The sequence below is a fragment of the Microvirga makkahensis genome (assembly GCF_009830105.1).
GTDB lineage: Bacteria > Pseudomonadota > Alphaproteobacteria > Rhizobiales > Beijerinckiaceae > Microvirga > Microvirga makkahensis.
Genome location: NZ_WURB01000018.1, coordinates 50514 through 76790, shown reverse-complemented (window position 1 = coordinate 76790; position 26277 = coordinate 50514). Strand labels below are relative to the sequence as shown.

The window sequence follows — 26277 nt, the reverse complement described above, 5'->3', positions numbered from 1 at the left end:
TCCATGGTGCCATGTTGGTGTCGTCACAGACACAAGGAGACACCCATGTTTCAGACTCTCATGTATGGCGTCCCGTCCGGATGCTCGTTCGGCTCGATCGTCGCCCTCGAATGGCTTGGGGAACCGTATCGGCTCTGCCGCATCGAGATGCCGGGGGTCGTGCAAAGCGACGCCTACTGCCAGATCAATCCTGTTGGCGAGACTCCGACCCTGGTGACCGCCACGGGCGAGCGGATCAGTGAGAGTATGGCAATCCTCCACCATCTCGGCGCGCGGGGGATCGGCAAGGGACTGTCCTTCGCCCAGGGCACGCGGGAATTCGACCGGCTCAACCAGGTTCTGGCGTTCCTCAACACGAGCTTCTTCGCCGCCTTCGGACCGCTCTGGTACGCCCTCGAGCATGGGGTTGAAGGCTCCGACAAGGACGCCCTCAGGGCCTATGGAGCGGCGAAAGTGACCAAGGCCCATGCCGACCTGGAAGAAATCCTCGGCAACAAGGACTGGCTGCTGGGAGACCGACGCACGTTGGCCGATGCCTACTTCGTCGGCATCGCGCGGTGGACCAAGCATCACGATGTTGTCGACCGTCGCGACTATCCAGGCTTGCAGCGACTGTTCGAGAAGCTGGAGGCTGATCCGGCCGTCCGGTTCGCGCACGCAGTCGAGCGTGGCGAAACCGCTGTCAGCGGGGGTGGATTCCTGGGTGAGGTCAGCTTGGACGACATTCTGCGTCAACAGGTGCTCGCTGCCTGACGGTCTACGAAGGCATCGTCAACTTAACGCTTCTTCTTGCTCTCCCGGTGTTTGGGTCCAAGGCAGGCCACCCATTTTCAATAGCTTAATCCCGCCGGGGAAGAGCTGAAAACGCCGGAAAACGGCCTTTACTGAGTTAAGTTGACGATGCCCGCCACAGACAGGTTGCGGCTTAACTGCCCCCTAGGTACCCAGGGTTATTGTAGCCGATAAACTCGTATCCTATGGCGCTGCAAAACGCGAGCTCCTTCCAGAAGTTGAGCATCGGCGGAGCCGATACCCGAACAACCGCTGTGAGGTGTCGCACCAACCTAGCCGACGGCGCGAACGTCACATGCGACGGCTCGAGTCGGACGGACACGCACAGAAGCTTCTCTCTGTTCACACTCGGATCCACAATCACTTCCAACTCCGCCGTCACTATCGTTCCGCCAGTGAATACCGAGTTGCCCGGTATCACGCCTTCTCCATCTGTCGCGCTGCGACAGGGGCTGCCCTCGTATATCGAAGTAGACTGACTGGATGGCCGTGCCATTGGCAGCTTTGTCTACTCGGCTCCAAGTTGACAGGACCGTGCTGAATTAACACCACACCGCCGGCACCGAGTCCAAGAAGAGCAACCGGCTCGACATCACCATAGGCATGACGCCGTCCGAGCATCCCCCGGATAGTCAGTGGGAGGTCATTGCCGAGGCGGGCTGATGTGCGAAGCCCAAGGGTCGTGGTGCCAAGCTCATACGTTTGCTTGAAGCCCATGAGGTCCGCAAAGCCTCCGTTCTCGGTAAAGCCGTCCGTGTACAGGCGGAGAACCGATGCACCGATGAAAGGATTGACCTCGGTTAGGCCGAGAAGGAATCGATATCCGATCTAGCCGAAAGCCTGCATGGTCGGACCGTCGTAAGAGGCCGTCGTGTGGTCGTTCAGACCCGGGGCCACGACGTGATGGCTTGGGTCGATATCGTGCCAAGCGTAGGAGACACCCAGGCGGGCGTGTATCGCACCCCAGCGGCCGGAGCCATAGATTGCGCCAAATCTGCTCTCGTCGGAGCCGAATGAAAGGCGACAGCCGACATCAGTGTCGGTAATGGTCAAACCGCCTGCAATGCCGATCCGCAAGTTCTGCTCAATCAGAACTTCCGCGCCGAACACGAAGCCTCCGGTCGATCTGTTCAGCGATCCGGCATTCCCGTCGCCCTGTACCCGGCCCCATGACCCGAAGCCTTCGCCCCACACCGCAAATGTACGGGGATCAAAGGTCGGATAGGCCATCGTCACGGCAGCCTCCGCTGATCCGGACGCGTAAGAGGCCCGCACGGTTCCAGCCCCGGGAGGCTTTATGGGTTGCTGCAAGCGCCCGAGCAAGGTATCGCTGACAAGCGAGGCGTTACCATAGGCCGATGCGGCGACCGCTGCGTGAACTTCGCCGTCATCGCCTGAAGGGCTAACGGCGTCTCGGCGAGGGTGTTCTGTACCAGGGCGACATGTGCTGCAAGACACCGAAGGGCCGCTACACCGCAACGATTGCTGTCACTGACGATCTTGTTGTTTTCGTCCGTCGCGACGACCGTGATGAGGGCGCCTTGGAGCTCCGACAGATCGTACCAATCCAAGAGGGGATCGGTGTTGTCCCAAAACTCGCAGGTGCTTGGATCGTCATAATTCCCTACAGAATAGAGAAAGCTGTAGATGCCCTTGGCGTGGTTCTCGGGGCGGGTATACGGAAACAAGCCAATGCCATAGGGGTGTGCCGCGGCATTCGGCTGCTGCAGGAATTCATTGCCTGCGGCAAAAACCATGACCATGTCGGCGTCAGCCCCAGCCGACACGGCGAGAAACTCTTCCGCTAGTCCATACGTCTGAACGTATTGATGAGGGAGCACCTTTAAGTTGGGGGTGAGTATCGGGCTCTCCGAACTGTCAGAGATGTACTTCTTCGGGAACGTCATGGGAGTGTAACTCCCGTTGAGAACCTTCGCGCCTTGTTCGGCCGCATAAATAATAGCGTGGTTTGTCGGTGGATCGCCGTTCTGAAGCGCCTCGTAGCTGGTGCGCAGGACCAGCAGGGAGGCGCCGGGCGCAACACCGGCGATGTCTTTACCGTTCTGCGCCGCTGCCAGGATGCTCTTAACAAAAGTTCCGTGTCCTGCGGGGCTGCCATCTTCCTGGACGTCCGAGAGATCGAAGGTGTCGGATCCTGCGAAAAACGACCGGGAGAGACGGGAAAGCCGCCTGGCGAACTCGGCGTGATTGACGTTCAATCCCGTGTCCATGACCGCGATTGTGACCCCTGTCCCGGTAAGGCCCATCACGTAGGCATCCGCGGCATTGATCCTGTCGAGATACCAGGAGACGTTGTACTCCTCGGTTCCCGTCCACGATGGCAGAGACAGAACCTCTGCGTTCGGCAGCAGGTGGTAGCTGACCGCTGCCAGAGATGGCGTAGGCAAGGCGCCGTCAACAATCCGAAGTTTGAACTCGCCGCCTGCAAGGCTAGGCAGCTTCGTTTGCGAAGCATCGGAGGCTTGTGCAGCGGGAACCGACGACGCAAGACCGATAGCGATCGCAGCAGCACTGACGCCGTTCCCGAAGACGCTTCTGATATTCATGCGCCCCTCGATTGATTGGCGTCAAGCTGGCTTGTTCTCGTTTTAGCCATTCAATGTGTGATTTCGATAAACGAAAGGCCCAGAGGAAGCTCCGGGCCTTTCACTGAAAACCAGCGTCATAGATCTTAGTAGGTGCTGAAGTTGTAGCTCACGCCGAAGCGGACGGTGTGGAACTCGGGTTCCTCCTCGATCGCGATGCCCGGCTCGAGGGTGTTCTCGAAGGTCTCGAACTTGGTGAAGCGGTACTCGGCACGAGCCGTGAGATTGTTGGTGATGGCGTATTCGACGCCCGCGCCCACGGTCCAACCCCGCCGTGCATCGTCGAACTTGTCGACAATGGCCGTTCTGGCGAACGTGTCGGTATAGGTGTCTTTGAGGATCGCGATCGCAAGGCCACCGGTGCCGTAAACGAGCAGGCGGTCGAAAGCGACGCCGAGGCGACCACGATCGAGCTCTGGAAATTGATGTCTGTGCTGACGAAGGAGTCGCCCGGATTGGTCCAGAGGCGGTCGCCTTCGATACCAGCGGCCTCCAGGTCACCTTCCAGACCAATCAAAGGAGCCGAACTGAAGATTGTAGCCGGCGTGCACGCCGGCTACAAAGCCTTCGACGTCATAGTCGGTCCCGCTGCGGAAAACGTTCGGTGTCATATCGGAGTCGTTGGAAATCAGACGGGGCACATTCTCGCCCCACGCGTATCCAGCCTGGACGCCGAATTAGAAGCCGGTCCAGGTAAAGACCGGAACAGCGGCAATCACGGGAGCCGGAGGAGCGGCGCGGACCGGAAGGCCAGCAGCCGAAGCCGTTGCTGTGACGGCGGCGAGAGCAGTTGTTGTGAGGAGCAGAGTTTTCGTTTTATTGAATTCTCCCATATTTGGAATCTAACCGATACCACCTGTTTGCAAAAAATCGTTCACCTTCTTGTAATGATGGGAAATAAGCTGAGATCCTGATTTTCCCCCGCATGGATCCTTTTCGGGGCAGCGAATTTTCGGCATGATTTCCTGCATACCGAACTTTGCAAACAGTCTGGTCATGACCTCTCCAACTTTCTTTGGAATTTCATCTCCTGGCGATGCTTCAGAGGTCGCTCCGAAGAAGTCTGGTCCGACCGGCCCGAATTTTTGCCGCCGGACTCGCGGAGACACACCAGCACGAACCGCCATCATGGATCTGACCGGGCAGAGTACGATCGGCGCCATTGCTGCCGAGGATCAGCGCGTTTGAGCCGAGGAATGCGCTGTCCGCTCACGAGCGCGCGCCGACGGTGAGACCCCCTGTGTGTCCGCTGAGATTGGTATCGCGGCATGATGAACGACAACCACCGGGGCCAGAAGCAGGCCGCCGCCATCTGCCCCACATAACCTCATGCGCTTGGTCGAATTCTGGTTCAGCGAGCGGCGCAATCTGGCTGCCGCAAAGCGTATCCTGAACAGGACTCTCAAACGGCATGGTCGGCCTGCGCAAATTGTGATCAACGGTAGTCAGGCTAACCCGGGAACGATCCAGTCCTGCGACGCGACAAGCCCGCTGCAGAACCGATTCCGGAGGAAGTTCAAGCCCGTCCGCATCCGGCAAAGTGCCTATCTCGACAATCGCATCGAACGGGATCATCGGCCATCAAGCGCCGGGCGCGCCCGGCGATGCGGTTCAAGTCCATGAACAGCGCTCGCGCGATCCTGGGCGGCGTCGAAATGGCACGATGCGAAAGGGACAGGCGAAATACGCCTGCACTCGGCAATCCGCGCGCGCTGGGCAGTTCGAGCGGCTCTCCGCATAAGCGTCCGCAGCTCATCATGGCATCTCCCTGTCTCTCACCAGAACTTGCGACAGAGCCCACCGGGTTTCCCTCCCAACGCGATGCCGAACCGGCCCTGAGTCGTCGCCAGTCTTGATGTGCTTCGGGCATGCGGCCTGAGAAGACGGGGAAATGATCTGTGAAGGTTTGCTTCGAGCAAGCCTGATTGTGGCAATAGAAACGACGCACATGGACATGCAGCGGACCTCGCGTCCGAAGGATGGGAGATCTGCCGGATGCCGGACTGAGGAGCCGTGCACGCTGCCACCGGCATGTCGACATGCAGGGCAGCGGCCATGGGGCGCACGCCCTTCGACTGGAACAACAAGGGCCTTCTGGCCGAAGGGGTGACGTGACGGACCGGCAATCGGGAATGAGCGAAAGCAGGTTCATGAGCCGCTCTGCCCTCAGAAATCGGCGGCATCACGCCACGTTAATGCGATTCATCCACGCAAGGTGCGGGAGAGCCACCAAACCAGGTCAACGTCAGTGACCTCTTCACTGCCATGGATCGAGCAAACAGAACTGCGATCAGGACGAGACAGGCTCCACCAAGTGCCATGCCGCTCGGGTGCGGTGTCCAGGGCTTGATCTCACCAAGCGCAATCTTCACCGCCGGTCAGTTGAGCCCCCAGAGCAAAGCCAGCAACGGTACAGCCCCGTAGGAATAGCGGCCACTCTTCACCGGTTGCGTCCTGCCACTCCATTATGAAGTATAAAGGCGGGCGCCGATATAGTCCGAAGCGTTTTTTAGAACATCGAGATGTCGGGGTTTCCCGTCCATGACAATATCTGCTGTCAGGCTCGTGATGCTCAACGCCGCGACAAAGCGGCGCTCGCGATTGAATACAGGAACACCGAGCGCAGCGAGACCTATGAAGAAATCATCCACCGCCAACTCCCATCCCTGTTCCCGGATCACTCCCGCGACTGTGCGCAGCTTGGTAGCCGATGTTTCACTGAACGGTGTGCGCCGCGGCAGCTCACCCGAAAGGCCCCGTTCGCGCTCATCATCTGAAACGAAGGCCAATACGACGCGGGGGCCTGCGCCGCAGTTCAGGGGGGCAAGCGCGCCGACAGCGAACCAAGCGGCGTCGATCTGCAATATCGGCGCGCGGATGCGATCCAGACAGAGCGCGGCGCCCTCATGCGGAACCCACAGAAAGGCCGCAGTGGATGTCTGTGAGGATATGTCCGCCAGAATGGGTGATGCAATCTCCCGCAGATCGCGGCCGACCTGGACGGCCGACGCTATCTCAAGGGCGCCAATGTCGAGCATGTAGTGCTGCGTAGACGTGTCGAAGTGAATGAGGCCGGCCACCGACAGCGTGTGAAGCAGTCGTCGAGTCGTTCCCTTATCGAGTTCCGCGATATGAGCAAGCTCGGTCAGCGTCAGCCTCGGCCGGTCGGACGTGAAGGCGTTCAGAAGAACGACGGCACGCAAGACTGCCCGCACCAGCGGCACACCTGGCTTGGCTCGGATACGACGGTCAGGCATTCCACTTGAATTCTTCATGCGATCACTTTGGTGTCACGTGATGACACTTCGGATCGTACCTTGACACAAAATATTCCGATTGCAAATACTTGGCGTAGCTTCCATCCGGTCCCCTCCAGTTAGGAGAGCCGCCCATGCCTCTCGACCCGCAACTTCGCGACAAGATCATTGCCTCCGTCGATGAAGGCTTCGGCGAACAGATAGCATTCACTCAAGCGCTGATCCGCTTCCCGTCAACGCGCGGGGCGGAGCATACGGTACAGGATTTCGTCTTCAGGGCTCTCTCCGATCGCGGCTATGCCATGGATCGTTTCGATATGGATCGCGCGGCGATTGAGAGCCACCCAGGCGGCTCGCCTTGGTCGAACGAACACTCGACAGCGCCGATCGTCGTCGGCATTCATCGCCCGCGCGAGGAAAAAGGCCGTTCGCTGATCCTGCAGGCACATGTTGATGTCGTTCCGACCGGTCCCATGGAAATGTGGTCACATGCCCCCTTCGATCCGGTCATCGAGGGCGACTGGCTCTATGGCCGGGGTGGCGCCGACATGAAGGTGGGACACGCGGCCAACATCTTCGCAATGGACGCTCTGCGCCGGATCGGGTTGCAGCCCGCGGCTACTGTTTACATCCAGTCGGTCGTGGAGGAGGAGTCCACGGGCAACGGCGCGCTGATGACCCATCTTCGCGGCTACAAGGCCGATGCCGTGCTCATTCCGGAGCCGGAGGACGAGAAGCTCGTGCGCGCCAATGTCGGCGTGATATGGTTTCAAGTCGAGGTTCGCGGCCATCCGGTGCACGTGCGCGAAATGGGTGCGGGCGCCAACGCGATCGATGCGGCCTATCGGGTGATTGGCGAATTGCGCCGTCTCGAATCTGACTGGAACGAACGCAAAAAGGGACGCCCAAACTTCGAGAACGAGGCTCATCCAATCAATCTGAATGTCGGCAAGATCGAAGGGGGGGACTGGGCCTCATCGGTACCCTGCTGGTGCCGTCTGGACTGCCGGATTGCAGTTTATCCCGGCATTCCAGCGGAGGAGGCCGCCCGCGAAATCCGGGAGCGGATCGCAGCTTTCGCCCAGTCCGATGCTTACTTCGCCAATAACCCGCCGCAGGTCACGTTCAACGGCTTTCACACCGAGGGCTACGAACTGACACCCGGCTCCGATGCGGAAGCCGTTCTCGCCGCAGCACACCAGAGCGCGACGGGCTCTCCCCTGGAGAGCTTCATGACGGCGGGCTATCTCGATGCTCGTGTCTATGCGCTCTACGACAAGGTCCCAGCCTTGTGCTACGGCCCGATCTCTGAGAACATTCATGGGTTTGATGAGCGCGCAAATATCCCGTCCATCAAGCGCATTACCACGGCGATGGCACTGTTCATTGCGGAATGGAGTGGGGTTGAGACGGCATAAACTCACCCACTTATCATCCCACGGACCGGATTGTTCGAGACGTGAGATGCCGACAGGGGCCAGCGTTCGTCGCCCTCTGGCCTTTCGCGCCCTCGGGCGCTCCCATAGCGTGCCTGGAGGAGCCGCCCAAACCGAAATATTTGCTCGTTGCAGGTCTCGATCGTCGAACGGAACGGCACCGGCCATCGATAACAGAATTTATGATCCAACAGGGAGGACACCATGCAAGGACTGAAACTACACCGACGCTCGGCACTGCTGGCCGTAGGGATGAGCTCCCTCTTTCTGGCCATGGGCCCAGTGCGGGCAGCTGAACCGCTCAAGATCGGGGTCGTCGCTCCGTTGACCGGCCCAGCGGCCAACTCCGGCATTGCCCTGCGCCAGGGTATGGAGCTTGCCGCCGACGAGTGGAACGCCAAGGGCGGCGTCACCATCGACGGCCAGAAGACCCCCGTAACGGTGATCTTCGAGGATTCGCAATCCCGTCCGGAGGTTGGCGTCAGCGCCGCCCAGAAGATGATCAACCGCGACAAGATCGATCTTTTGATCGGTGAGGCATTCCATAGTTCGGTCACCATCGCGCTCATGGAACTGGCGCCCCAATTCAAGCTTCCAATTCTGAGCGGCGAACCAGTCAGCACCGAAATCGCTAAGAAGATCGAGGCCGATCCGGAGAAGTACAAGCTGTTCTGGAAGGGCGATTTCAACAGCGAGGCTTATGGCGAAGCCTTGCGGGACGTGTACAAGAGCATTGCGGCCAGCGGCAGCTTCAAGCCGAAGAACAACACCATCGCGTTCGTAGTGGAAGACACGGATTACGGCCGATCCAATGCAGAGATCACCGCCGAGCTCTTCAAGAAGGAAGGCTGGAATGTCGTCGCCCTTGAGACCGTTCCGCTTGGCCACGCGGACTTCTACCCGCAGCTGACAAAAATGCGCTCACTCCAGCCGGACGTGCTGGTTTCCATCTTCACATCGGTCAACTCCGGCGCCGGCCTCGTGAAACAGTTCCAGGAGCTCGGCGTCAGCGCCCTACATCTGGGCGTGTATTATCCACTCCGATCCGAGTTCTTCGACCAAGCCGGACAGGCGGCTGAGGGACTTGTCTGGGTTCCAATGCAGTACGACGTGGAATCGAACAAGGAACATGCGGCCTTCGACAAGCTGATCCAGCAGAAGTTCAAGACCGCCGGATCTTCAGATCACGCCTTTGGTCATGGCATCCTCAATGTTGCTCTTGGAGCAATCGAATCCGCCGGTTCCCGCGACGCGACGAAGATCTCCGACGCCATCGGCAAAACGAACTACAAGGGCGTCCACGGCACTTGGGCGTTCGACCAGAAGAACCACACGGCGAAGGCAGGTCCAGAGTTCATTCCGGTTCCGGCCGCGCAGATCCAAGGCGGCAAGAACGTGGTGATCTGGCCCGAGCAGCGCGCCGCTGGCAAGTACCAGCCTCAACCGAACCTGCGCTGACCTGATCGACATCGACGGGGGAGGACCTGCGGCCCTCTCCCGGCTTTACGCTAACCTGCGTCCGTCCTCGGAACAAGCCAGCATGAGTATGATCAGCAACCCTCTCCTCGAGACCAAGAACGTCGGCAAGACCTTTGGCGGCGTCATTGCGCTCAAAGACGTTTCGTTCAGCGTATCGGAGGGTGAGATCCTCGGACTGATCGGTCCAAACGGCGCGGGGAAGACTACGCTCTTCCATGTCATTGCCGGCAAGGAACAGCCGACCAGCGGCACGATTGAATTCCGCGGGAGGGGCATCACAGCCCTTCGTCCCGATCAACGCTGTCATCTGGGTGTCGCCCGCACGTTCCAGATTCCGCAGCCATTCTCGCAGATGACAGTGTTTGAGAACGTAATGGTGGCGCTCCATTTCGGTGCAGGCGTCCACGCCCGCTCCCTCGAAGATGAAGCCACCGATATTCTATCACGCGTCGGGCTCAATCGGTGGGCTTCGGAAGAATCCGTTTCGCTGCCTCTCGGGGCGCGCAAGAAACTCGAGCTCGCCCGCGCTCTTGCCACCCGGCCGACCCTCCTGCTGCTCGATGAAGTGATGGGCGGTCTGCGACCGAACGAGATCACCGAAATCATGGAAACAATCCGTCAGGTGCGCGCCTCAGGCGTGACCATCATCATGATCGAGCACGTGATGCGCGCTGTCATGGGGCTCGCGGATCGCATTATCGTCCTGCACCATGGCGAGTTGATCGCCGAAGGTTCTCCCGCCGAAATCACCCGGAACGAAGCCGTCATCGAAGCATATCTTGGGGGATCGGCACATGTCTCGGCTTGAGCTCAACCGCGTCTCGGCCTTCTACGGCGACGCGCAGGCCCTGTTTGACATCGACCTGGTGGTGGAACCTGGGGAAATCGTCGCCATCATAGGATCCAACGGTGCCGGTAAGACCACGGTGCTGCGCACGATCTCGGGGCTCGTGAAGCCGCGGGAAGGAACACTGCGATACGACGGCCGCGACATCGCCGCAGCACAGCCGTGGTCAGTCGTCGCAAGTGGAATCGCTCACGTTCCAGAAGGACGGCGGCTTTTCCGAGAAATGAGCGTCCAAGAGAATCTCATGATGGGCGCCTATCACCGCAACAACGCAGCAGATGGAAAGACCGATCTTGAGCGCGTCTACACGTTGTTTCCGCGCCTTGCCGAAAGGCGCGACCAACTCGCAGGCACTATGTCGGGAGGCGAGCAGCAGATGGCGGCGATCGGACGAGCGCTCATGGCACGACCGCGCCTTCTGCTTCTGGACGAACCCTCCCTTGGCCTCGCACCAAAGATCATCGAGACGGTGTTCGATACGATTCGGGAGATCAACGCCGAGGGAGTCGGCATCATTCTGGTGGAGCAGAGCGCGCAGCTTGCTCTCGAAACCGCGGGGCGCGCCTACCTCATGGAGAACGGCCGCGTTGTAAAGACCGGTAGCTCGTCCGACCTCATGACCGACGACGCCGTGCGCGAGGCATATCTGGGCCTCTGAGCGACACCATAGAGAGATTCGGACCATGCTTTCCATGCCACTGCCGCTCTTCTTTGAGCAGATCATCAACGGTATCGTCCTCGGATCCATGTATGCCCTCGTGGCAAGCGGTCTGACATTGATCTGGGGTACGATGCGTATGCTGAACTTCGCCCATGGCGAGTTCTACATGCTGGGTGGGTACTTTTTCTTCCTGCTGATTTCATCCCTCGGCTTCTCGGCCGCTCTCGCCATTCCCATCGCGATCTCCCTCGTATTCGTTGTTGGACTTGCAGTGCAGCGCATCGCCGTGCACCCGCTTCTCGGGCGGCCGCAATGGGAGTTCAGCACCCTCGTGGCGACGCTGGGCGTCTCGATCTTTCTGCAAAATGCAGCACTTCACATCTGGGGTGAGCGCTTCAAGACCGTACCGTATTTCATCAACGGCACCATCGACATCGTGGGGATGCGGCTCTCATACCAGCGTCTGCTGATCCTCGCCGTCGCCGTTATTGCCATGTTAGCTATGTGGTACCTTCTGCGCCGGACGCGCTTCGGCATGGCCCTTCGGGCCACCGCAATGGACCGCGATGCCGCGATGCTTTACGGCGTCAATGTCTATCGCGTCTTTACCATGACCTTCGGTATCGCAGCCGCCCTTGCAGGCCTTGCCGCCACGATGCTCTCCAGCATCAATTCCATCAGCCCCTGGATGGGTGCGCCCCTGATGCTCAAGGGCTTCGTCGTCGTCGTCCTCGGTGGCCTCGGCAGCTTTCCTGGGGCCATCCTCGGCGGCATCATCATCGGCATCGTCGAGACCCTTGGCGTCATCACCTGGTCGTCCCAGTGGCGCGAGGTCATCTCGTTTACCGTCCTGATCCTCATCCTGTGGTTCCGCCCATGGGGCATCTTCGGCGTGAAGGAATCTTGAAGCCATGACAACGCCCGAAAACCAGAAGCCCCTCAACAACCTCTTCATCCTGATCGCCCTCGCTGTGGTGTTCTGCCTGGTTCCGTTGGTGACGCAGGAGGCGTATTTCCTCCATATCTGCATTCTCGCCCTGCTGTTCGGCGCCCTTGCGTCGAGCTGGAACCTGATCAATGGCTACGCGGGGATCTTCACTTTTGGCCATCAGGCCTTCTTCGGCCTCGGTGCCTATGGATCCGCCCTGATGAGCATGAGGCTCGGCTTGAGCCCATGGCTCACCATGTGGGCGGCTGGCCTGATGTCGGCGGCTCTCGGCCTTGTCATTTCTCTGCCGGTGCTGCGTATCCGGTCGATCCCGCATATTGCAATCGTGACGCTTGCTTTCGCTGAGATCGTGCGCATCGTCTGCTCAAACCTGACCGACTTCACCCGCGGCGAGCTGGGCCTTTGGGGCATTCCGCCCTTCACATCATTCCTCCTGCCGCTCGTGGGCGACGTCACCTTCGATGCCGCGCACAAGGTAGCCTACTTCTATGTGGTCATCCTGCTATGGCTGCTCATCGTCGGTGCCACTTATTGGATCCTGAGGAGCCGGTTCGGGTTCGGCCTCAGGGCAATCCGCGACTCGCAGATTGCAGCCGAGAGCCTCGGCGTCCATCTCACCCGATACAAGACCCTCGTGTTCGGCTTCAGCTCGTTTCTAGCGGGCATCTTGGGCGCATTCTATGCCCATTACGTCCTTATCCTGACACCAAGCTCCGCGCTTGGCATCGACATCATGATCCAGATTGTCGCTATGACGCTCATTGGCGGCATCGGGCGCTTGCTCGGTCCGACGATCGGCGCGTTCATCCTGACCTTGGGACTGGAATGGCTACGCGGCTTCGGCGAGTACCGCATGCTCATCTACGGTGTGCTCCTCGTCCTGATCGTGATGTTCCTGCCCAAGGGGCTCGCCAGCATGCGGCTAGGCTTCCTGCGTAGACAGACTACAGGGAAGATACCGACCTGAGGCCAATACGCGGCGGATGAAACACCATGCGGGGGTGATGCCTCGGACGGAATGGAACAGGGATGGCGCGGACTTCAGGCGGAACGCGCTCATGGAGAGGAAAAGGACTGATGCTATGGTAGATTCCAAGTTTTCCCGCCGCATCCGGGATGCTGTCGACGCGCGCTTCGAGGAGCAGATCTCCATCACGAAGGATTTCGTGGCGATCCCGAGCACGCGCGGCGCGGAGGGACCATGCCAGGACATGATCGGCGACCTGCTGCGCCAGCGCGGATATGAGGTGGACGACTGGTATATCGATATAAACTGCCTTAAGGATCTTCCAGGCTATGGACCGGTTGAGCACGATTTCTCCCATGCCCGCACGGTTGTCGGCACGTTCCGTCCGATCCACGACAGGGGCAGATCCCTGATCCTCCAGGGCCATTGCGATGTCGTCCCTCCGGGGCCACTGGATATGTGGGATACTTCCCCCTTCGTGCCGGTGGAGAAGGATGGCTGGCTCTACGGCCGAGGTGCTGGTGACATGAAGTCCGGCACCATCGCGGCACTCTACGCTCTCGACGCTCTGAAGACTGCCGGTCTAAGGCCGACGGCTCGCATTCACTTCCAATCCGTCATCGAGGAAGAGAGCACAGGCCTCGGCGCGCTCTCGACGCTCCAGCGAGGCTATCGCGCGGATTGCTGCCTCATTCCGGAGCCAACCGATGGAAAACTAATCCGGTCGCAGGTCGGTGTCATCTGGTTCCGCCTCAAGGTGCGCGGACAACCTGCCCACGTGGCGCACGCAGGATCCGGCTCAAACGCGATCAAGGCTGCATATCATTTGATTCACGCGCTTGAAGGGCTCGAGGCGCAATGGAACGAGCGGGCGAAGAACGACCGGTGGTTCAAAACGCTCGAGCACCCAGTCAATTTCAACCCGGGCATCATTCAGGGTGGTGAATGGGCATCCAGCGTGCCTGCGTGGTGCGATGTCGACTGCCGCATCGCGATCCTACCTGGGTGGAACATCGCTGAAAGCCAGGCGGAAATTCTGGCTTGCGTCGAGAACGCCGCGAAGGCCCACCCATTCTTGGCCCAGAACCCGCCGCAAGTCGTTTGGTCCGGCTTCCTCTCCGATGGATTCGAGCTGACAGGCGCGGAGGAATCTGAAGCCGTGCTGGGTAACGCCTATGGTGAAGTCTATGGCGGTAAGCTCCCGGACGACGCGGTCTTCACCGGGCTTACGGATACGCGGTTCTATGGCCTCAACCACGGCATCCAGAGCCTGTGCTTCGGCGCGAAATCGGAGCAGATGCACGGCTTCAACGAGCGCGTCGAACTCGAATCTCTGCGCAAGGTGACCCAGACCATTGCACTTTTCGTGGCTGATTGGTGCGGCGTGGAGGAAGCGTGATGGCGGACGTCCTTTCTCTTTCCGTTGAGGAACTCACCGCCGGTTACCGGTCGGGTGCGTTCTCGCCCGTCGAGGTCGCCCAGGCGCATCTCGACCGCGCCATGGCGATCGACCCCAAACTCGCCGCCTTCCAGCTTCTGACACCGGATCTCGCGTTGAAGCAGGCGGAGGCCGCTCTGGTGCGCTGGCGTGCTGGCGCGCCGCTCGGCGAACTTGACGGTGTGCCCGTCACGATAAAGGACAATCTCGACATCTCCGGCCTGCCAACTCGCCATGGATCTTTGACGACACCGGACCGTCCTGCATCTGAGGACTCCCCGGCCGTGGCTCGTCTGCGGGAAGCGGGGGTCGTCTTCCTCGGCAAGACAACGACTCCGGAATTTGCCTGGAAAGGAACAACCGACAGCAAGCTGCGCGGAATAACTCGCAATCCCTGGAACATTGACTATTCTTCGGGAGGCTCCAGCGGCGGCGGTGGCGCGGCACTGGCGGCGGGCGTGGGAGCGCTGGCACTGGGCAACGACGGCGGCGGCTCGATCCGGATCCCAGCGAGCTTTTGCGGCCTCTTTGGCATCAAGCCAACTTTCGGGCGCGTTCCACACCGGCAATATGGATTGTTCTGCACCACCGCGTCGAACGGTCCAATCGCCCGCTCGGTAGCCGATGCGGCGACAATGCTACGGATACTGGCGCGCCCTGATGGTCGAGACTACTATGCCGCACCGCCGCCGCCAGCCGAATGGCTCGCCAACCCCGATTCCGGAATCAGGGGATTGAAGATCGCCTACTCCCCCGCGCTGCAAGGAATCGAGCCGGACGCTCATGTCGCGCGCGCTATCGGCGACGCGGTTGCACTCGCGCGCGATCTCGGCGCGGAGGTCGAGGAAGTCGGGCCGGTGATCGCGCCCTTGCACATGAACATGACGTTCATAGATCATTGGAAGGCTGGCTTCGGTGCCCGTCTGAGGGACGTGCCGCGCGAGCAATGGGATCTCGTCGAGCCGGGTTTCCGCACTCTGGCGGAGGAGGGTTTAAGCGTCAGCGGCAAGGCCCTCCACGAGGCTGAGATCGCTCGGGCTAAGCTCTATGAAGTGATGGCAGCGCTGCACGAGCGGTTTCCGATCCTCCTGACCGCCACCACGCCCCATACGGCGCCGGCCGCCGATGTGATCTATAACAGCGCGGGCTATGATCGTTGGACTGACGCAGTGCCTTATACTGTTCCCTTCAATCTCACCGGGCAGCCTGCGGCATCTCTTCCTTGCGCCTCGTCGCCAGAAGGGTTGCCGATCGGCCTGCAGGTGGTGGCCCCCCGCTTTGCCGACGAGTTGGTCATGCAGGTCTGTCAGGTCCTCGAAACAGCAATTGGCTTTCAAATGGGAAGGAAGGGCTCAGGTCCCGGAGTTGGAACATCGTTGATAAGTTGAAAGTTCCGGATCCAGATTTGGCGCAGCAGCTCAACAGCCGGGATCTCGCGCAGCCAAGCCCGTGCCCTAGGTGCTACGATCGCGGCGAGCACCTGGTGGTTATCGCGACCGATCTGCTCGGCATGGGCGCCGCTGGTTCCGTTGCAACTTCTGGCGCAGGTCAAACGAAGGCCTGACAGGGACGCAGGTTACACGACTGGCTGAATGGGGTAGCAATGAAGTCGCGCTGAGCCCCATGTCATTGGGTGGTACACCGACGACCCGTCCCGTCCGGATCATCGCCATCGCCTCATCACCAGAAAGCGCCTGCGAGTCGGAGGTGAAGCTCTTGAGGCCCTGACCGGACCAGGGCGTTGTTGTCACTCTGCTTCACCGCCAGGCCCACTTGCTACCCTCACCCCGTAGCTCTGGCGGCACAAGCCTCAAAGCTGCAACAAAACCTTTGATCGCGACTCGACAGAACGTCCCGCAGCCTTGCCGCGTCGCTACAGGACTCGTCCTCCTGGGAGCCAAACTCTGAAGATGCAGCAGGTAGACGGCCAAAAATTCGCCATTTGCCCATTCTTCGATCTTCGAGCATGCCAGCGACCGGATTATTCCGGGCATCTCTCTTACTAAGGATTGTTGCGATGCCATTTCCAAGAATGCTCCGGATCGCCGCGATGGCGGCGATCTCGCTCATGATCAGCGCCGGATCGCCTGCCCTGGCTGATGAGCCGATCAAGGTAAAGGTGTTCATTGGCTCGATGTTCGAAATCGGGCAGAACACCGGGGACCGGGCCGGCGAGTTCCAGCACTGGTACGAGCGCTATTTCGGCCAGAGCAAGCCCGTCGCAGTCAGAGGAGCCTTGAATCCGGTCTATTGCAACGATGATGGGGTCTGCGGATCTGTCCTCGGCATGGGCAAGGTCGCGTCGTCCTCGTCGGTTCAGGCGATCATCTTAAGCCCGCAGTTCGACATGTCGCAAACCTACTTCATCATCAGCGGGGTCGCCGGCACCCCGCCCGAGCGTGGCACCATCGCCGATGTGAGCTGGGCAACGTGGCTGGTCGACTACGATCTCGGCCACCGCTGGGCTCCGGAGGAAGGGGAGCCGGGCGCTCCGACCTTCATGCCGCGCAAAGGCTACGAGAAGGTCCGGCTGTTCCAGCTCAATCCCGATCTCGTCGCCTGGGCGATGCATCTCACGGGCAAGAGCAACCTGAAGGACTCGGATTCCGCGCGATCCTATCGGTTGCGCTATCCGCAGAAGGCCGCTCGGCAGGCGCCGGCGGTGAAGACCGGCACCCACATGACCGGAGACACCTTCTTCCACGGACCTGGCATGTCCGCCCAGGCGCAGTATATCGCCAAGCTCTATGGCGCAGATGATTACCTGATCACCGAGATGGAGGCGGCCGCCATCGCCCAGGTCGTCCAGCGGACGCTGGGCGATCGTCGGCTCCTGAGCCTTCGCGGCGCCGTGAACTTCGACCAGGGCAACCCGAACGAGACCACGCTCCAGCATCTCGATCCGGCGCCAGGCCAGACCGCTGGCGGGTTTGCCGAGACCGTTGACAACATCGCTGCGGTCGGAAGCCGGATGGTTGATCATATCGTGGCGCACTGGCCCGAGTGGCAAAACGGCGTGCCGCCACTGCCCCGGCAATAACAACCGGCACGAGACCGATCCTGTTCGGGTTCCACTCTAGCGGCGTGGGCGGACCTTCGTTGGGTCCGCTCCACGTTGCATTCTGGCCCAATGGAGACCTCCCCACGTTCGAGAAGGCTCTGTCATTTAGAGCGTGTAGAGTTAGTAGAGCTTGTAGAGTTAGGCGGCGCAGAGCGACCGGTGCGCAGATCCGCGTATGGAGGAGTGGGCAGATGCAACTTGGTTGTTCGCTTGAGCTGCAAAGCTCATAAGCTCCAATGGAGCCGGACGGCTATGAATTCAAAGGGAATTTTCCTGAGGCAGGCCTACCGTTAGATCACTTTTTCCTGCCATGTCTGGACGAACGGCGGAACGGCGTCAGCAGCTATCGGCCTTCCGAAAAAGTAACCTTGGCCGAGATCGCACCCTTGCTCCCGAAGGAAGGCAGCTTGTGCTGAGGTCTCGATGCCCTCGGCAATCACCGTAATATCCAGGCTCCGGCCAAGATCAAGGACGGCTTTGACAATCGCCGCATTGCTGGATTCCTTCTCAAGGCTGCCAATGAAGGACCGATCCAGCTTCAGGACGTCGACGGGAAACTTCTTCAGGTGCGTCAGAGATGCGTATCCCGTGCCGAAATCGTCAAGAGCGATCTTCATTCCCGCAGCGTTCAAGGTCTGCAAGGCGTGCTCCACGTATGTCGCCTCTCGCCCGACGAGCACCGTCTCGGTTACCTCGATCTCAAGGCGGCTTGCCGGCAACCCGGCCAGCCGGAGTTGATGGAGCACCCGCTCGGCATAGTCGCCACTGAGAAACTCACTGGCTGAGGCATTGATGGCAATCGTTCCGACATCGAGACCCGCGTCGAGCCACGAGCGCAAGTCCCTCAGGACAAGGGCAAGCATCCGCTCGCCGATGGCGACGCCAAGCCTCGGATCATCGAAGGCAGAGGCAAGGGCGCTGGGAGGCTGCGGCCCCAGACGAGGGTGGTGCCACCGCAGCAACGCCTCGAAGCCCGCGATGGCATCGGTGCCCAGCGTGATTTTCGGCTGGTAGAACGGAATGATCCAGTCGAGTTCGAGCGCCTTTTGGGCCAGCCGCAAAGCCGAAGTGGTTTGCTGCATTTCTTCCCGAATGGCCGGTTTGAACATCCTGAACAGGCCCGGCCCGGCAGCTTTGCCGCTATAGAGCGCGAGATCCGCCTGCTTCAGAAGCTCATCAGGCTCTGTACCCAGGTCAGAGGAAATGGCCCCTCCAACACTCGCACGGTAATCTCGTCCTATGTTGCTTCCGCTCAGCGGCTTGGAAGCTTGGGCAATGACGTCGCTCGCAACGCGGGCGACGTCCGCCTCGCTCGCCACATCGGGCAGGATAATGGCAAACTCGTCTCCGCCAAGGCGGGCCACATCGTCGGGATCTGACGCGACACTCTGGAGCCGCTGGGCGAACGCCTTCAGGACCGCGTCCCCGGCATCGTGGCCGAACCTGTCGTTGATCTGTTTGAAGTCGTCCAGATCGATGATCAGCAAGCCGACCCTTCGGTGTGCCGCCGCGGCTTGATCGAGCGCCTGCTGGAGCCGCTCCTGGAAGAGTCTTCGGTTCGGCAGACCGGTCAAAGGATCATGATATGCAGCCCACCGAAGGCGCTCCTCCGCAAGCCTCCTGTCATGGATGTCCTCCTCCGCCCCGTACCATCGAACGATCACACCGGTTTCGTCACGTCGAGCTGTCGCCCGTGCGCGAAACCAGCGATAGCTCCCGTCGGCCGCGCGCAGGCGGAACTCATCATCAAGCGGCTCGCCCGTGGCAACGGAATGGGCCCACTTCCGCGTTGCCGATTCCAGATCGTCGGGATGCACGGCTTTGGCCCAGCCATCCTCGGCAAGCACCTCCTCGCGGGACAGACCTGTCAGGTCCAACCAACGGGAGCTGATCTCTATGGTTCGCCCATCCGGGTCTGCAATCCAGGGGATCTGTGGGTTCAGCTCCACCAGATAGCGGAAGTTCTCCTGGCTCGCGCGAGACTGTTCCTCCGCTCGTTTGCGTTCGTCGATATCCTGCGCCACCGCGATGGTTGAGATCACCCGGCCGTGTTCATCTTGAACGAACGAAACATTGACCGCACACCAGGTCGCTGTACCATCCGGCCGGACGTATCGTTTCTCGATCTGAAACGGCGTGCCGCGCTCCCCGTTTTCCTCCCACACGGCCAAGTTCCGCGGGAAGTCCTCCCGATGGGTAAAGTCCTTCATCGGGAGACCGTCGAGCTCTTCCCGGGATCGTCCGACAAGGTCGCAGAAGCGCTGATTGACCATCAGCACCTCGTTGTTCAAGCCACGATGCAGGATGCCGACCATGGTCTGGCCGAACACGGTCGCAAGTTGACGTTCCCGCTCGCGGAGCGCTTGGGTAGCCAGCTTGCTCTCGTGGATGTCCTCGAGCGTGCCGTACCACCGAACGATAGTGCCATCTTCGCCGCGCCGTGCTGTGGCGCGAGCCCGGAACCATCGAAAGCTACCATCGGTTAGACGCAGCCGGTATTCTGCATCGAACGGATCGCCGTTCGTGACCGAGTGCCGCCAGTTCTGCTGTGTCGGCGGCAGATCGTCCGGGTGCAGAGCGGCCGTCCACCCACGGCCGAGCCCCTCCTCAACGGGCATCCCCGTGAGCTCATGCCAGCGCGAAGAGGCACTGATGATTTTCCCGTGCGGATCGGCCGTCCAGGGGATCTGCGGATTCAGCTCGACGGAATAGCGATAGTTCTCTTCGCTCTCGCGCAACACCGCTTCGGCCCGCCGGAGTTCCGTGATGTCGGAGATGACCGCGACGATGAAGGACTCCTCTCCCGTCGCCCCTGGAAGTGAAACAAGACGCTTGTGGGTGATCAGGGTGCGAACAGTGCCATCGCCCGCTGTGATGACTTCCTCGACCTCGCGATCGTGACCGGTTGAGAGGACCTCGTCATCTACTGCCCAGAAGCTGTCGGCTTGGTCCTTCGGCAGGAAGTCGTGATCCACGCGGCCGATCAGTTCCTGGCAGGAGTGTCCGATCAGAAGACACGCGGCGTCATTCAGATACACGAAGCGATGAGCGCGGTCTTTGACGATAACCGGTTGCGCAATGCCGTTCAGAATTACTTCCAAAGCCTCGGCCACGCTACTGAATTGGACAGAGGCGAGGCTGTTCTTCAACTGCATATCGTAAAACCTAGATCCGCCGCGGGACATCTCTTCTCAGCCGCATTGGTTAGGGCCCTTATTCGTCATTTTACCCATTGCTGTAGAGAATACATCTGGAGGGTTGCGGAACAGGTTAATGGTCAACAGACAACTTGCTAGGGCCCAAGGCAAGGAAAGTCGATATGTTGCGAAATGTTATGACGCAACGATCGGGTTCGCTGGGATCCTGGCTCTCTGGGTTGGGGATCCGCCAACCTGAAACAATGCCGGATGGAGCTCAACAGTCACCGCCCTCAACTTGCGAAGGTCCGCGGATGGCTCGTGCTGGTCGTTTGTCTAACGGCGGCTATACTCTCGCATCCGGAGCCTGGCGTTATGGCGGATTCTGGGTAACGGGGGCCGATCAGGTGACGCCGTGTGCTGGCGCCGGGCCGAGCAGGAGAGCATCAGGAATTGTGGGGCAGCGATGTCTCCCGCGATCCTCGATGTGCTGGTGCAGAACCGTCGCAACAGGAAGGCGGCCAAGCGTGTCTTTCGCAAGCTGCTGAAGGGTCTGTGCTACGTGTCCAGGGTGATCGTGACCGATAAGCCCGGATCCTATGGCACTGCCAAAAGCGAGATCCCGCCGTATGTTGAACATCGTCAGAGCCGGTATTTGAACCATCGCCTTGAGGTCTCGCACGAACCAGCCAGATGGCGGGAACGCCACAGGAGGCGGTTCAAGTCAGCCCGCCACGCCCGGCAATTTCTCGCCACCCACACGCCGATCCACAACCACTTCCACCTTCGCCGCCATCGCCCTGCGCCAGGAAATGCGCTCCTGGGCTGGTATGAACTGGCCCATACGGGTGTGCCCACGGCAGCTTTGCCTCTCCACTGCCGAGTCGATCGTACCATAGGACAGCGCCTCGACTAACCGCCCTTCGTTAAACTGCCAAGGCTCATGCTAGGAAGTCAGCTATCCTTCCCATCGTGTAGGACAGGCGTTATCTCTTCGTTCAGTGACTTATCGTCCTGGAGCACCTCGTCCAGAGATCCCGAAAGGATTGTCGGCTCCAGACCGACATGATAATCAATAGACCCTCTTCCAATCTCGTGTGAATCTGGAGCCGTGGCATGGGAGCCGAGCCCTCGTCGGACAAGTAAGCCGCAACAACGCATTCATTGTTGTTGCGGCGTCTGTCGAACCGATCCCAGCCCATGCTGACAGGCAGATCGCCGCCAAATGTTCCTCATTTGAGCGGATGCCTCATCATGTCTCCCAAGCCTCCCGTGTGGGCCTACTCCTTGCCGACAGCGCTCCTGTTGATGGCCCCCTTCGATATTCTCGCCTCGATGGCGATGGATATTTACCTTCCCATCGTTCCGGCCATGCCGGGCATTCTCGGCACCAGCTCCGCCATCGTTCAACTCACGTTGAGCCTCTACGTGGTGATGCTCGGCCTTGGCCAGATCATCTTCGGACCGATCTCCGATCGTATCGGGCGGCGGCCAGTCCTCATCAGCGGTGCGATCCTATTTGCGGCGGCATCGTTCTGTCTGGCTGCATCATCGTCCGCCGCTCCGTTTGTCACCCTTCGCTTCTTGCAGGCGGTGGGGGCGTCGGCTGCCCTAGTGGCCACCTTCGCAACGGTTCGCGATGTGTACGCCGACCGCCCAGAGAGCGTGATTATCTATAGTCTGTTCAGTTCCATGCTGGCCTTCGTCCCTGCCTTGGGGCCGATTGCGGGAGCACTCCTCGCGGACAGGTACGGGTGGCGCTCGATCTTCGCCACGTTGGGTGCTCTTGCCGTACTCGCGGTCCTGCATGCTGTGCTCCGCTGGCATGAAACCCGACCGAAGGGAGCCGCGATGTCACACTACTCGTTCCTGCCGGTTCTCCGCAGCCTCGCGTTCTGGACCTACACGCTCGGGTTCAGTGCCGCCATGGGGACGTTCTTCGTGTTCTTCTCGACCGCCCCCCGCGTCCTCATCGACAGGGCCGGGTTCAGCGAACTGGAGTTCAGCTTCGCCTTCGCGACGGCAGCGGTCGTGATGATCATCACGACACGCTTCGCCAAGCGGTTCGTTGCCCGTTGGGGAAACGCCGGCACTCTCCTGAGAGGCATGGTGATGCTACTTGTGGGCGCCGGGCTCCTGAGCATCGGGCAGGTTTTCGGGCCCCCATCCTTTTGGACGTTCCTCGCTCCCGTGTGGGTCATGGCCATCGGCATCGTCTTTACCGTGTCGGTGACGGCGAACGGTGCGCTGGAGAAGTTCGGAGACATCGCCGGATCAGCTGTGGCGCTGCATTTTTGTGTGCAAAGCCTCATCGTGAGCATTGGTGGAACGACGGCCGTGATCCGGCTGCAAGGCGACACCGCATGGCCACTTGCAACCTTCTCCGCGATCATGGCCATCGTCGTCCTGACCGCACTGGGATGGTTGCGTTATCGGAGCCCCTCGCAGACATGATCGAACGGAGGTCGGGCGTCTCGCCCGACCTTTCAGAATTTCCCAGAAATGCAGAGACTCGGTCGGGGCGCGTCGACTCCTCAGATGGCCTCGTATGCAGGCTGGCGCATGCGGCTCCGAAAGATGCCCTGAGCCTGCCATGGATTTCCAGTTAGCGGTGACGATGGTGGCATGCGAGACCAAACGCCTAGAATCCTGACCAATGCGCTGACTGCGTTGAAGACCGTGACGGACCTGTTCGAAGCTTCACTCCTGGTCGGTTTATGTCCACTGGTCGGCTTCATCAGGTGGTCTGCGGCTACAGAACGATGTGGATCTGTTAGTCGTCACCGACCGATAAGGAATGCGATGCGGGAAGACCCTCTGACCTCCCCGGTACGGATTTCCGGTCGCCCTCCCGGAGGCCTTCGTGGTCGGCGAGATGCCAAGGCCTTTTGGGATCTGCTGCGGCAGAGCTGTAGCTCCGGATTTCGTGATGACCGTGTCCGCCGTGCCATACGCGACGCGTTTCCTACATCGCTCAGGAATCTAGCCGGCGACGAGCGAAACGCTCTGGTGATACTTGCCCGCATGGGGCGAACGATGACACAGGTGTTCGGCTACCTTCTCATGGACTCGGCCCACCAGAATATCCAGGTAAACGACGGAGAACCCTGCCTCCAGGTATGTCTCAGCGACTTCGCAGGCAAGCCGATGGCGCAGGGCAAGCTGCCGGGGTGCCTCCGGCGTTAGGTCCGGCCCCATGCTGACTGCACCATTCACGGTCATCTTCCGGAAGATGTCGCCTCGCAGATGAACGGATTTGTCCAACCGGCGCGCCAGGTTCTCCGCAACAGTGGGTTTGCCGGCGGCCATCACACCATCCACGGCAGCAACCGAATCGATAAGATAAACGAAGAGCTCTCGAACGGCTTCAGCGTTTCCTCCTGAACATCCGTGATTGTGCCGGCACATGGGAGAAGAATGATCACAGAAGAGCAGGCTGCGGAGCGTTCTGGACCAATCTTTGCGGCGGCGTCACCTCGTCCGCGGCGAAAGGCAGCTGCCTTGGTGAGACGGCATTTCAGCGGCCGGAGTTCTCCCGAACGTCAATGACCCGCTAGATCTTCATCATCATGGCGCAACGCTGCTCCATGGGTAGGCCAGCTTGCGCCTCATCCGCCAGAACCTTGCGGAGTGAGCGACGTTTCCTGCAGCGTTTTGAATCTCAAACGTTGATAGTAAGGCTCATTCCACGGGACGTCCCGAAGGGTCGTCAGGGTCAGATTGCTTATCCCATGGTGTGCAGCAATCCGCAGCGCCTCCTCAACAAGACGACACCCAATGCCGTGCCTCTGAAAGTCTCGATGAACAGCGATCTGCCAACGATGGAGGCAATCTGTGGTCTGCTCTCCATTCAAGAAGGCTATGATTCCGCGCCCGGGCGTCTCCACGACAAGGGCGAAACCCTGCGAAATCAGCGCCAGATGCCGATCTTCTGACAGCACATCATCCTCTGCAATCCACTCCAGGCCGGAAACCGTTCGAAAGATCGAACCAGAGTTGCGCTCAATTCTAGGAAGTTCGGCTTCATCATGGGAGGTTCCGGGTCTTATGCGGATGATGGCGGCAGGATTTCCATTGTACGTTCTCAATGGTCCGGTTTGTTGCCACGACAGTTGCACCGGCCTCGTGAAGTTTGTCGGCAATCGTCTTCCCGAAGCCGGAGCCGGCGCCCGTGACAAGGGTAACCTTTTCTTGGAACCCTGTCATGATGCTCCTTTCCTTGAACCTGCTGTCGTGAATCAACGGCGATGGCGCGCCATCCGGTCTCAGGCGATCAATTCCTCCAGAGGAGGCTGCACGATCGTGCGCAGGAAGGCAGGCCGCTCCTCGATGCGTGCCAGATAGTCCAGAAAGACCGGCCGGCTCGGCACGAGACCGAAGACGTTCAGGCCCCAGAATAGGGTGCCCGCCACCGGGATGTCGGCCGCCGTGAACCGGTTGCCGAGAACGTAGGGATTCTTGGACAGCATCCGCTCCACGTGGGCGAGCATGTCCTCAAACGAGCCGAACGAGAAGTCACTGGGAGCATAGGTCCAGCCCTCTACCTTGGCCGCGAGCACCGGATCCATCACGGCATCGGCATAGACCAGCCAGGTCAGGTACGGACCGCGAAGCCTGTCGCCGATGGCCGGCGCGAGGCCCTTCCCGGGAAAGGCATCGGCCAGGTAGGTCGTGATGGCGGCCCGCTCGGTGATGACCATATCGTCGTGGTCGATTGCAGGCACCTTTTTGTGGGGATGAATGGCCCGGTAGCTCTCCGGTGCACCTCCCTCGGCCCGGATGTCGACGATCTCAATCCTGTAGGGAGCACCAAGCTCCTCCAGGAGCCAGTGAATGCCCGATGAGCGGGACCGGGGAGCGTGGTAGAAGGTGAGCATGATCATCTCCGGGACAGGCGCCTCCGCGTGAGGCCTAACGGGCAGACCATACGCAGCCCTGCTGACAGGTTCTGTCAGGAGTCGAGCTCTGGCAGTCCGATCTCCGCCTGCCAGGCCCGCACAAGGGCCGCGCGCCGCGTCGGGTAGTGCTCGCCCAATGGAGTGATCGATCGGATCCGGTCGGCCCGGAAATGCCGGAAGGCGCCGCGCAGCTCGCACCAGGCGGCAACGACCCGGGCACGCTCGAAGAACGCAAGCCCGATCGGCCAGATCACGCGCTGCGTCTCCGCCGCGGACTGGTCGCGATAGGTGATCCGGAGCTTCTCTCCCCGCCGGATGGCGTGCCGGACCGTGTGCAACGACGATGCGGACTGCGATTCGTCCGGCCGGGACGCTGCCCACAAGCCGGTTTCGGCCATGTGGTCGCGCAGGTCCTTCGGGGAGGCGGCGGCGATCTTCGCCAGGGCGTTGGCGGCAGCGCGGGCGAGCACGGGATCGCCCTGGCGCCGGACCCAGCGGGCACCGAGCACAAGTGCGTCCAGTTCGTCCTGGTCGAACATGAGAGGCGGAACGAAGAACCCGGGCCGCAGCACGTAGCCCAGGCCAGCCTCGCCGTCGATCGGCGCGCCCAGTCCGATAAGGGTCTGCACGTCGCGGTAGACGGTGCGCATGGAGACGGAAAGCTCCTGCGCCAAGGCGGCGGCCGTGACCGGACGACGGTGCTGGCGCAGGAGCTCAATCAATTCGAAGAGGCGATTGGTTCGACTCAT

23 protein-coding genes and 2 pseudogenes are annotated in these 26277 nt (G+C 60.4%); 14 read left to right on the top strand and 11 right to left on the bottom strand.

The genetic code is table 11. From position 1 onward, the window contains the following. The first annotated feature begins 45 nt into the window (after positions 1-45). Complete coding sequence (locus GR328_RS19550) at positions 46-753, top strand: glutathione S-transferase family protein (protein WP_160886773.1); 708 nt, start codon at positions 46-48, stop codon at positions 751-753. A 199-nt stretch (positions 754-952) separates the two neighbouring features. Then, entirely contained in the window at positions 953-1333 is a 381-nt protein-coding gene (locus GR328_RS28335) for a DDE-type integrase/transposase/recombinase (protein ID WP_343039432.1), read from the top strand. A 35-nt stretch (positions 1334-1368) separates the two neighbouring features. On the opposite strand, the pseudogene GR328_RS27575 reads toward GR328_RS28335, so the two are convergent. The 4 genes and pseudogenes from GR328_RS27575 to GR328_RS19520 all read right to left on the bottom strand — a co-directional run. Further along, positions 1369-2067: pseudogene (locus GR328_RS27575) on the bottom strand (autotransporter outer membrane beta-barrel domain-containing protein); the annotation flags it as partial. Positions 2068-2087: 20 nt separating this feature from the next. Then, entirely contained in the window at positions 2088-3359 is a 1272-nt protein-coding gene (locus GR328_RS19530) for a S8 family serine peptidase (RefSeq protein ID WP_160886769.1), read from the bottom strand. 125 nt (positions 3360-3484) lie between these two features. Further along, positions 3485-3745, bottom strand: coding sequence for an outer membrane protein (locus GR328_RS27570; RefSeq protein ID WP_484502542.1), 261 nt, complete (start codon positions 3743-3745; stop codon positions 3485-3487). A 495-nt stretch (positions 3746-4240) separates the two neighbouring features. Continuing rightward, entirely contained in the window at positions 4241-4525 is a 285-nt protein-coding gene (locus GR328_RS19520; RefSeq protein WP_160886767.1) for a hypothetical protein, read from the bottom strand. Positions 4526-4736: 211 nt separating this feature from the next. Here GR328_RS19520 and GR328_RS19515 point away from each other — a divergent pair. Beyond that, positions 4737-5139 (top strand): annotated as a pseudogene (locus tag GR328_RS19515) (DDE-type integrase/transposase/recombinase); the annotation flags it as partial. Between the two features lie 724 nt (positions 5140-5863). Here GR328_RS19515 and GR328_RS19510 read toward each other — a convergent pair. Continuing rightward, on the bottom strand, positions 5864-6655 hold the full coding sequence (locus GR328_RS19510) for an IclR family transcriptional regulator (RefSeq protein ID WP_160886764.1): 792 nt from the start codon (positions 6653-6655) through the stop codon (positions 5864-5866). Positions 6656-6789: 134 nt separating this feature from the next. Between GR328_RS19510 and GR328_RS19505 the strand changes: the two genes are divergently transcribed. The 9 genes from GR328_RS19505 (at position 6790) to GR328_RS19465 (ending at position 17472) form a co-directional block, all read left to right on the top strand. Then, the gene (locus GR328_RS19505) at positions 6790-8073 is read left to right on the top strand and encodes an ArgE/DapE family deacylase (protein ID WP_160886762.1); all 1284 of its coding nucleotides are present in this window, start codon (positions 6790-6792) and stop codon (positions 8071-8073) included. 270 nt (positions 8074-8343) lie between these two features. Continuing rightward, complete coding sequence (locus GR328_RS19500; protein WP_160886760.1) at positions 8344-9549, top strand: ABC transporter substrate-binding protein; 1206 nt, start codon at positions 8344-8346, stop codon at positions 9547-9549. A gap of 82 nt (positions 9550-9631) precedes the next feature. Continuing rightward, positions 9632-10378, top strand: a complete 747-nt coding sequence (locus tag GR328_RS19495) for an ABC transporter ATP-binding protein (RefSeq protein ID WP_343039431.1) — start codon at positions 9632-9634, stop codon at positions 10376-10378. Next, positions 10365-11075, top strand: coding sequence for an ABC transporter ATP-binding protein (locus GR328_RS19490; RefSeq protein WP_160886758.1), 711 nt, complete (start codon positions 10365-10367; stop codon positions 11073-11075). Before GR328_RS19495 ends, GR328_RS19490 begins: the two co-directional genes overlap by 14 nt. A 25-nt stretch (positions 11076-11100) precedes the next feature. Continuing rightward, positions 11101-11985: a branched-chain amino acid ABC transporter permease gene (locus GR328_RS19485; RefSeq protein ID WP_160886756.1), complete on the top strand. Its 885-nt coding sequence runs from the start codon at positions 11101-11103 to the stop codon at positions 11983-11985. A gap of 4 nt (positions 11986-11989) precedes the next feature. Next, the gene (locus GR328_RS19480) at positions 11990-12994 is read left to right on the top strand and encodes a branched-chain amino acid ABC transporter permease (RefSeq protein WP_160886754.1); all 1005 of its coding nucleotides are present in this window, start codon (positions 11990-11992) and stop codon (positions 12992-12994) included. 115 nt (positions 12995-13109) lie between these two features. Beyond that, positions 13110-14393, top strand: a complete 1284-nt coding sequence (locus GR328_RS19475; RefSeq protein WP_160886752.1) for an ArgE/DapE family deacylase — start codon at positions 13110-13112, stop codon at positions 14391-14393. Beyond that, positions 14393-15820, top strand: a complete 1428-nt coding sequence (locus GR328_RS19470; RefSeq protein WP_160886750.1) for an amidase — start codon at positions 14393-14395, stop codon at positions 15818-15820. The genes GR328_RS19475 and GR328_RS19470 overlap by 1 nt, the downstream gene beginning before the upstream one ends. A 629-nt stretch (positions 15821-16449) precedes the next feature. Beyond that, on the top strand, positions 16450-17472 hold the full coding sequence (locus tag GR328_RS19465; protein WP_160886748.1) for a purine-nucleoside phosphorylase: 1023 nt from the start codon (positions 16450-16452) through the stop codon (positions 17470-17472). A gap of 311 nt (positions 17473-17783) precedes the next feature. Here GR328_RS19465 and GR328_RS19460 read toward each other — a convergent pair whose 3' ends face one another. Beyond that, on the bottom strand, positions 17784-20648 hold the full coding sequence (locus GR328_RS19460) for a bifunctional diguanylate cyclase/phosphodiesterase (protein ID WP_160886746.1): 2865 nt from the start codon (positions 20646-20648) through the stop codon (positions 17784-17786). Positions 20649-21096: 448 nt separating this feature from the next. Between GR328_RS19460 and GR328_RS19455 the strand changes: the two genes are divergently transcribed. Continuing rightward, on the top strand, positions 21097-21546 hold the full coding sequence (locus tag GR328_RS19455; protein WP_246215980.1) for a transposase: 450 nt from the start codon (positions 21097-21099) through the stop codon (positions 21544-21546). Between the two features lie 338 nt (positions 21547-21884). Next, on the top strand, positions 21885-23084 hold the full coding sequence (cml, locus tag GR328_RS19450) for a CmlA/FloR family chloramphenicol efflux MFS transporter (RefSeq protein ID WP_160886744.1): 1200 nt from the start codon (positions 21885-21887) through the stop codon (positions 23082-23084). Between the two features lie 528 nt (positions 23085-23612). Here the strand turns inward: cml and GR328_RS19445 are convergent. The 5 genes from GR328_RS19445 to GR328_RS19425 form a co-directional block, all read right to left on the bottom strand. Beyond that, on the bottom strand, positions 23613-23939 hold the full coding sequence (locus GR328_RS19445) for a P-loop nucleotide/nucleoside kinase family protein (RefSeq protein WP_160886742.1): 327 nt from the start codon (positions 23937-23939) through the stop codon (positions 23613-23615). Positions 23940-24238: 299 nt separating this feature from the next. Then, positions 24239-24571, bottom strand: a complete 333-nt coding sequence (locus GR328_RS19440) for a GNAT family N-acetyltransferase (protein ID WP_205790146.1) — start codon at positions 24569-24571, stop codon at positions 24239-24241. 85 nt (positions 24572-24656) lie between these two features. Further along, a complete protein-coding gene (locus GR328_RS19435; protein WP_160886740.1) occupies positions 24657-24836 on the bottom strand; it encodes an SDR family NAD(P)-dependent oxidoreductase in 180 nt (59 codons plus the stop codon). A gap of 59 nt (positions 24837-24895) precedes the next feature. Further along, positions 24896-25507, bottom strand: a complete 612-nt coding sequence (locus tag GR328_RS19430; protein ID WP_160886738.1) for a glutathione S-transferase family protein — start codon at positions 25505-25507, stop codon at positions 24896-24898. A 74-nt stretch (positions 25508-25581) separates the two neighbouring features. Then, a complete protein-coding gene (locus GR328_RS19425; protein ID WP_160886736.1) occupies positions 25582-26277 on the bottom strand; it encodes a helix-turn-helix transcriptional regulator in 696 nt (231 codons plus the stop codon).

Coding starts and splice junctions, on each gene's coding strand:
- GR328_RS19435 (WP_160886740.1), bottom strand. CDS start 24,836: ATGACAGGGTTCCAAGAAAAGGTTACCCTTGTCACGGGCGCCGGCTCC.
- GR328_RS19430 (WP_160886738.1), bottom strand. CDS start 25,507: ATGCTCACCTTCTACCACGCTCCCCGGTCCCGCTCATCGGGCATTCAC.
- GR328_RS19505 (WP_160886762.1), top strand. CDS start 6,790: ATGCCTCTCGACCCGCAACTTCGCGACAAGATCATTGCCTCCGTCGAT.
- GR328_RS19550 (WP_160886773.1), top strand. CDS start 46: ATGTTTCAGACTCTCATGTATGGCGTCCCGTCCGGATGCTCGTTCGGC.
- GR328_RS19495 (WP_343039431.1), top strand. CDS start 9,632: ATGAGTATGATCAGCAACCCTCTCCTCGAGACCAAGAACGTCGGCAAG.
- GR328_RS19500 (WP_160886760.1), top strand. CDS start 8,344: ATGAGCTCCCTCTTTCTGGCCATGGGCCCAGTGCGGGCAGCTGAACCG.
- GR328_RS19480 (WP_160886754.1), top strand. CDS start 11,990: ATGACAACGCCCGAAAACCAGAAGCCCCTCAACAACCTCTTCATCCTG.
- GR328_RS19485 (WP_160886756.1), top strand. CDS start 11,101: ATGCTTTCCATGCCACTGCCGCTCTTCTTTGAGCAGATCATCAACGGT.
- GR328_RS19520 (WP_160886767.1), bottom strand. CDS start 4,525: ATGGCGGTTCGTGCTGGTGTGTCTCCGCGAGTCCGGCGGCAAAAATTC.
- GR328_RS19425 (WP_160886736.1), bottom strand. CDS start 26,277: ATGAGTCGAACCAATCGCCTCTTCGAATTGATTGAGCTCCTGCGCCAG.
- GR328_RS19465 (WP_160886748.1), top strand. CDS start 16,450: ATGCCATTTCCAAGAATGCTCCGGATCGCCGCGATGGCGGCGATCTCG.
- GR328_RS19475 (WP_160886752.1), top strand. CDS start 13,110: ATGGTAGATTCCAAGTTTTCCCGCCGCATCCGGGATGCTGTCGACGCG.
- GR328_RS19490 (WP_160886758.1), top strand. CDS start 10,365: ATGTCTCGGCTTGAGCTCAACCGCGTCTCGGCCTTCTACGGCGACGCG.
- GR328_RS19460 (WP_160886746.1), bottom strand. CDS start 20,648: ATGCAGTTGAAGAACAGCCTCGCCTCTGTCCAATTCAGTAGCGTGGCC.
- cml (WP_160886744.1), top strand. CDS start 21,885: ATGTCTCCCAAGCCTCCCGTGTGGGCCTACTCCTTGCCGACAGCGCTC.
- GR328_RS19445 (WP_160886742.1), bottom strand. CDS start 23,939: ATGGCCGCCGGCAAACCCACTGTTGCGGAGAACCTGGCGCGCCGGTTG.
- GR328_RS19530 (WP_160886769.1), bottom strand. CDS start 3,359: ATGAATATCAGAAGCGTCTTCGGGAACGGCGTCAGTGCTGCTGCGATC.
- GR328_RS19470 (WP_160886750.1), top strand. CDS start 14,393: ATGGCGGACGTCCTTTCTCTTTCCGTTGAGGAACTCACCGCCGGTTAC.
- GR328_RS19455 (WP_246215980.1), top strand. CDS start 21,097: ATGTCTCCCGCGATCCTCGATGTGCTGGTGCAGAACCGTCGCAACAGG.
- GR328_RS19510 (WP_160886764.1), bottom strand. CDS start 6,655: ATGCCTGACCGTCGTATCCGAGCCAAGCCAGGTGTGCCGCTGGTGCGG.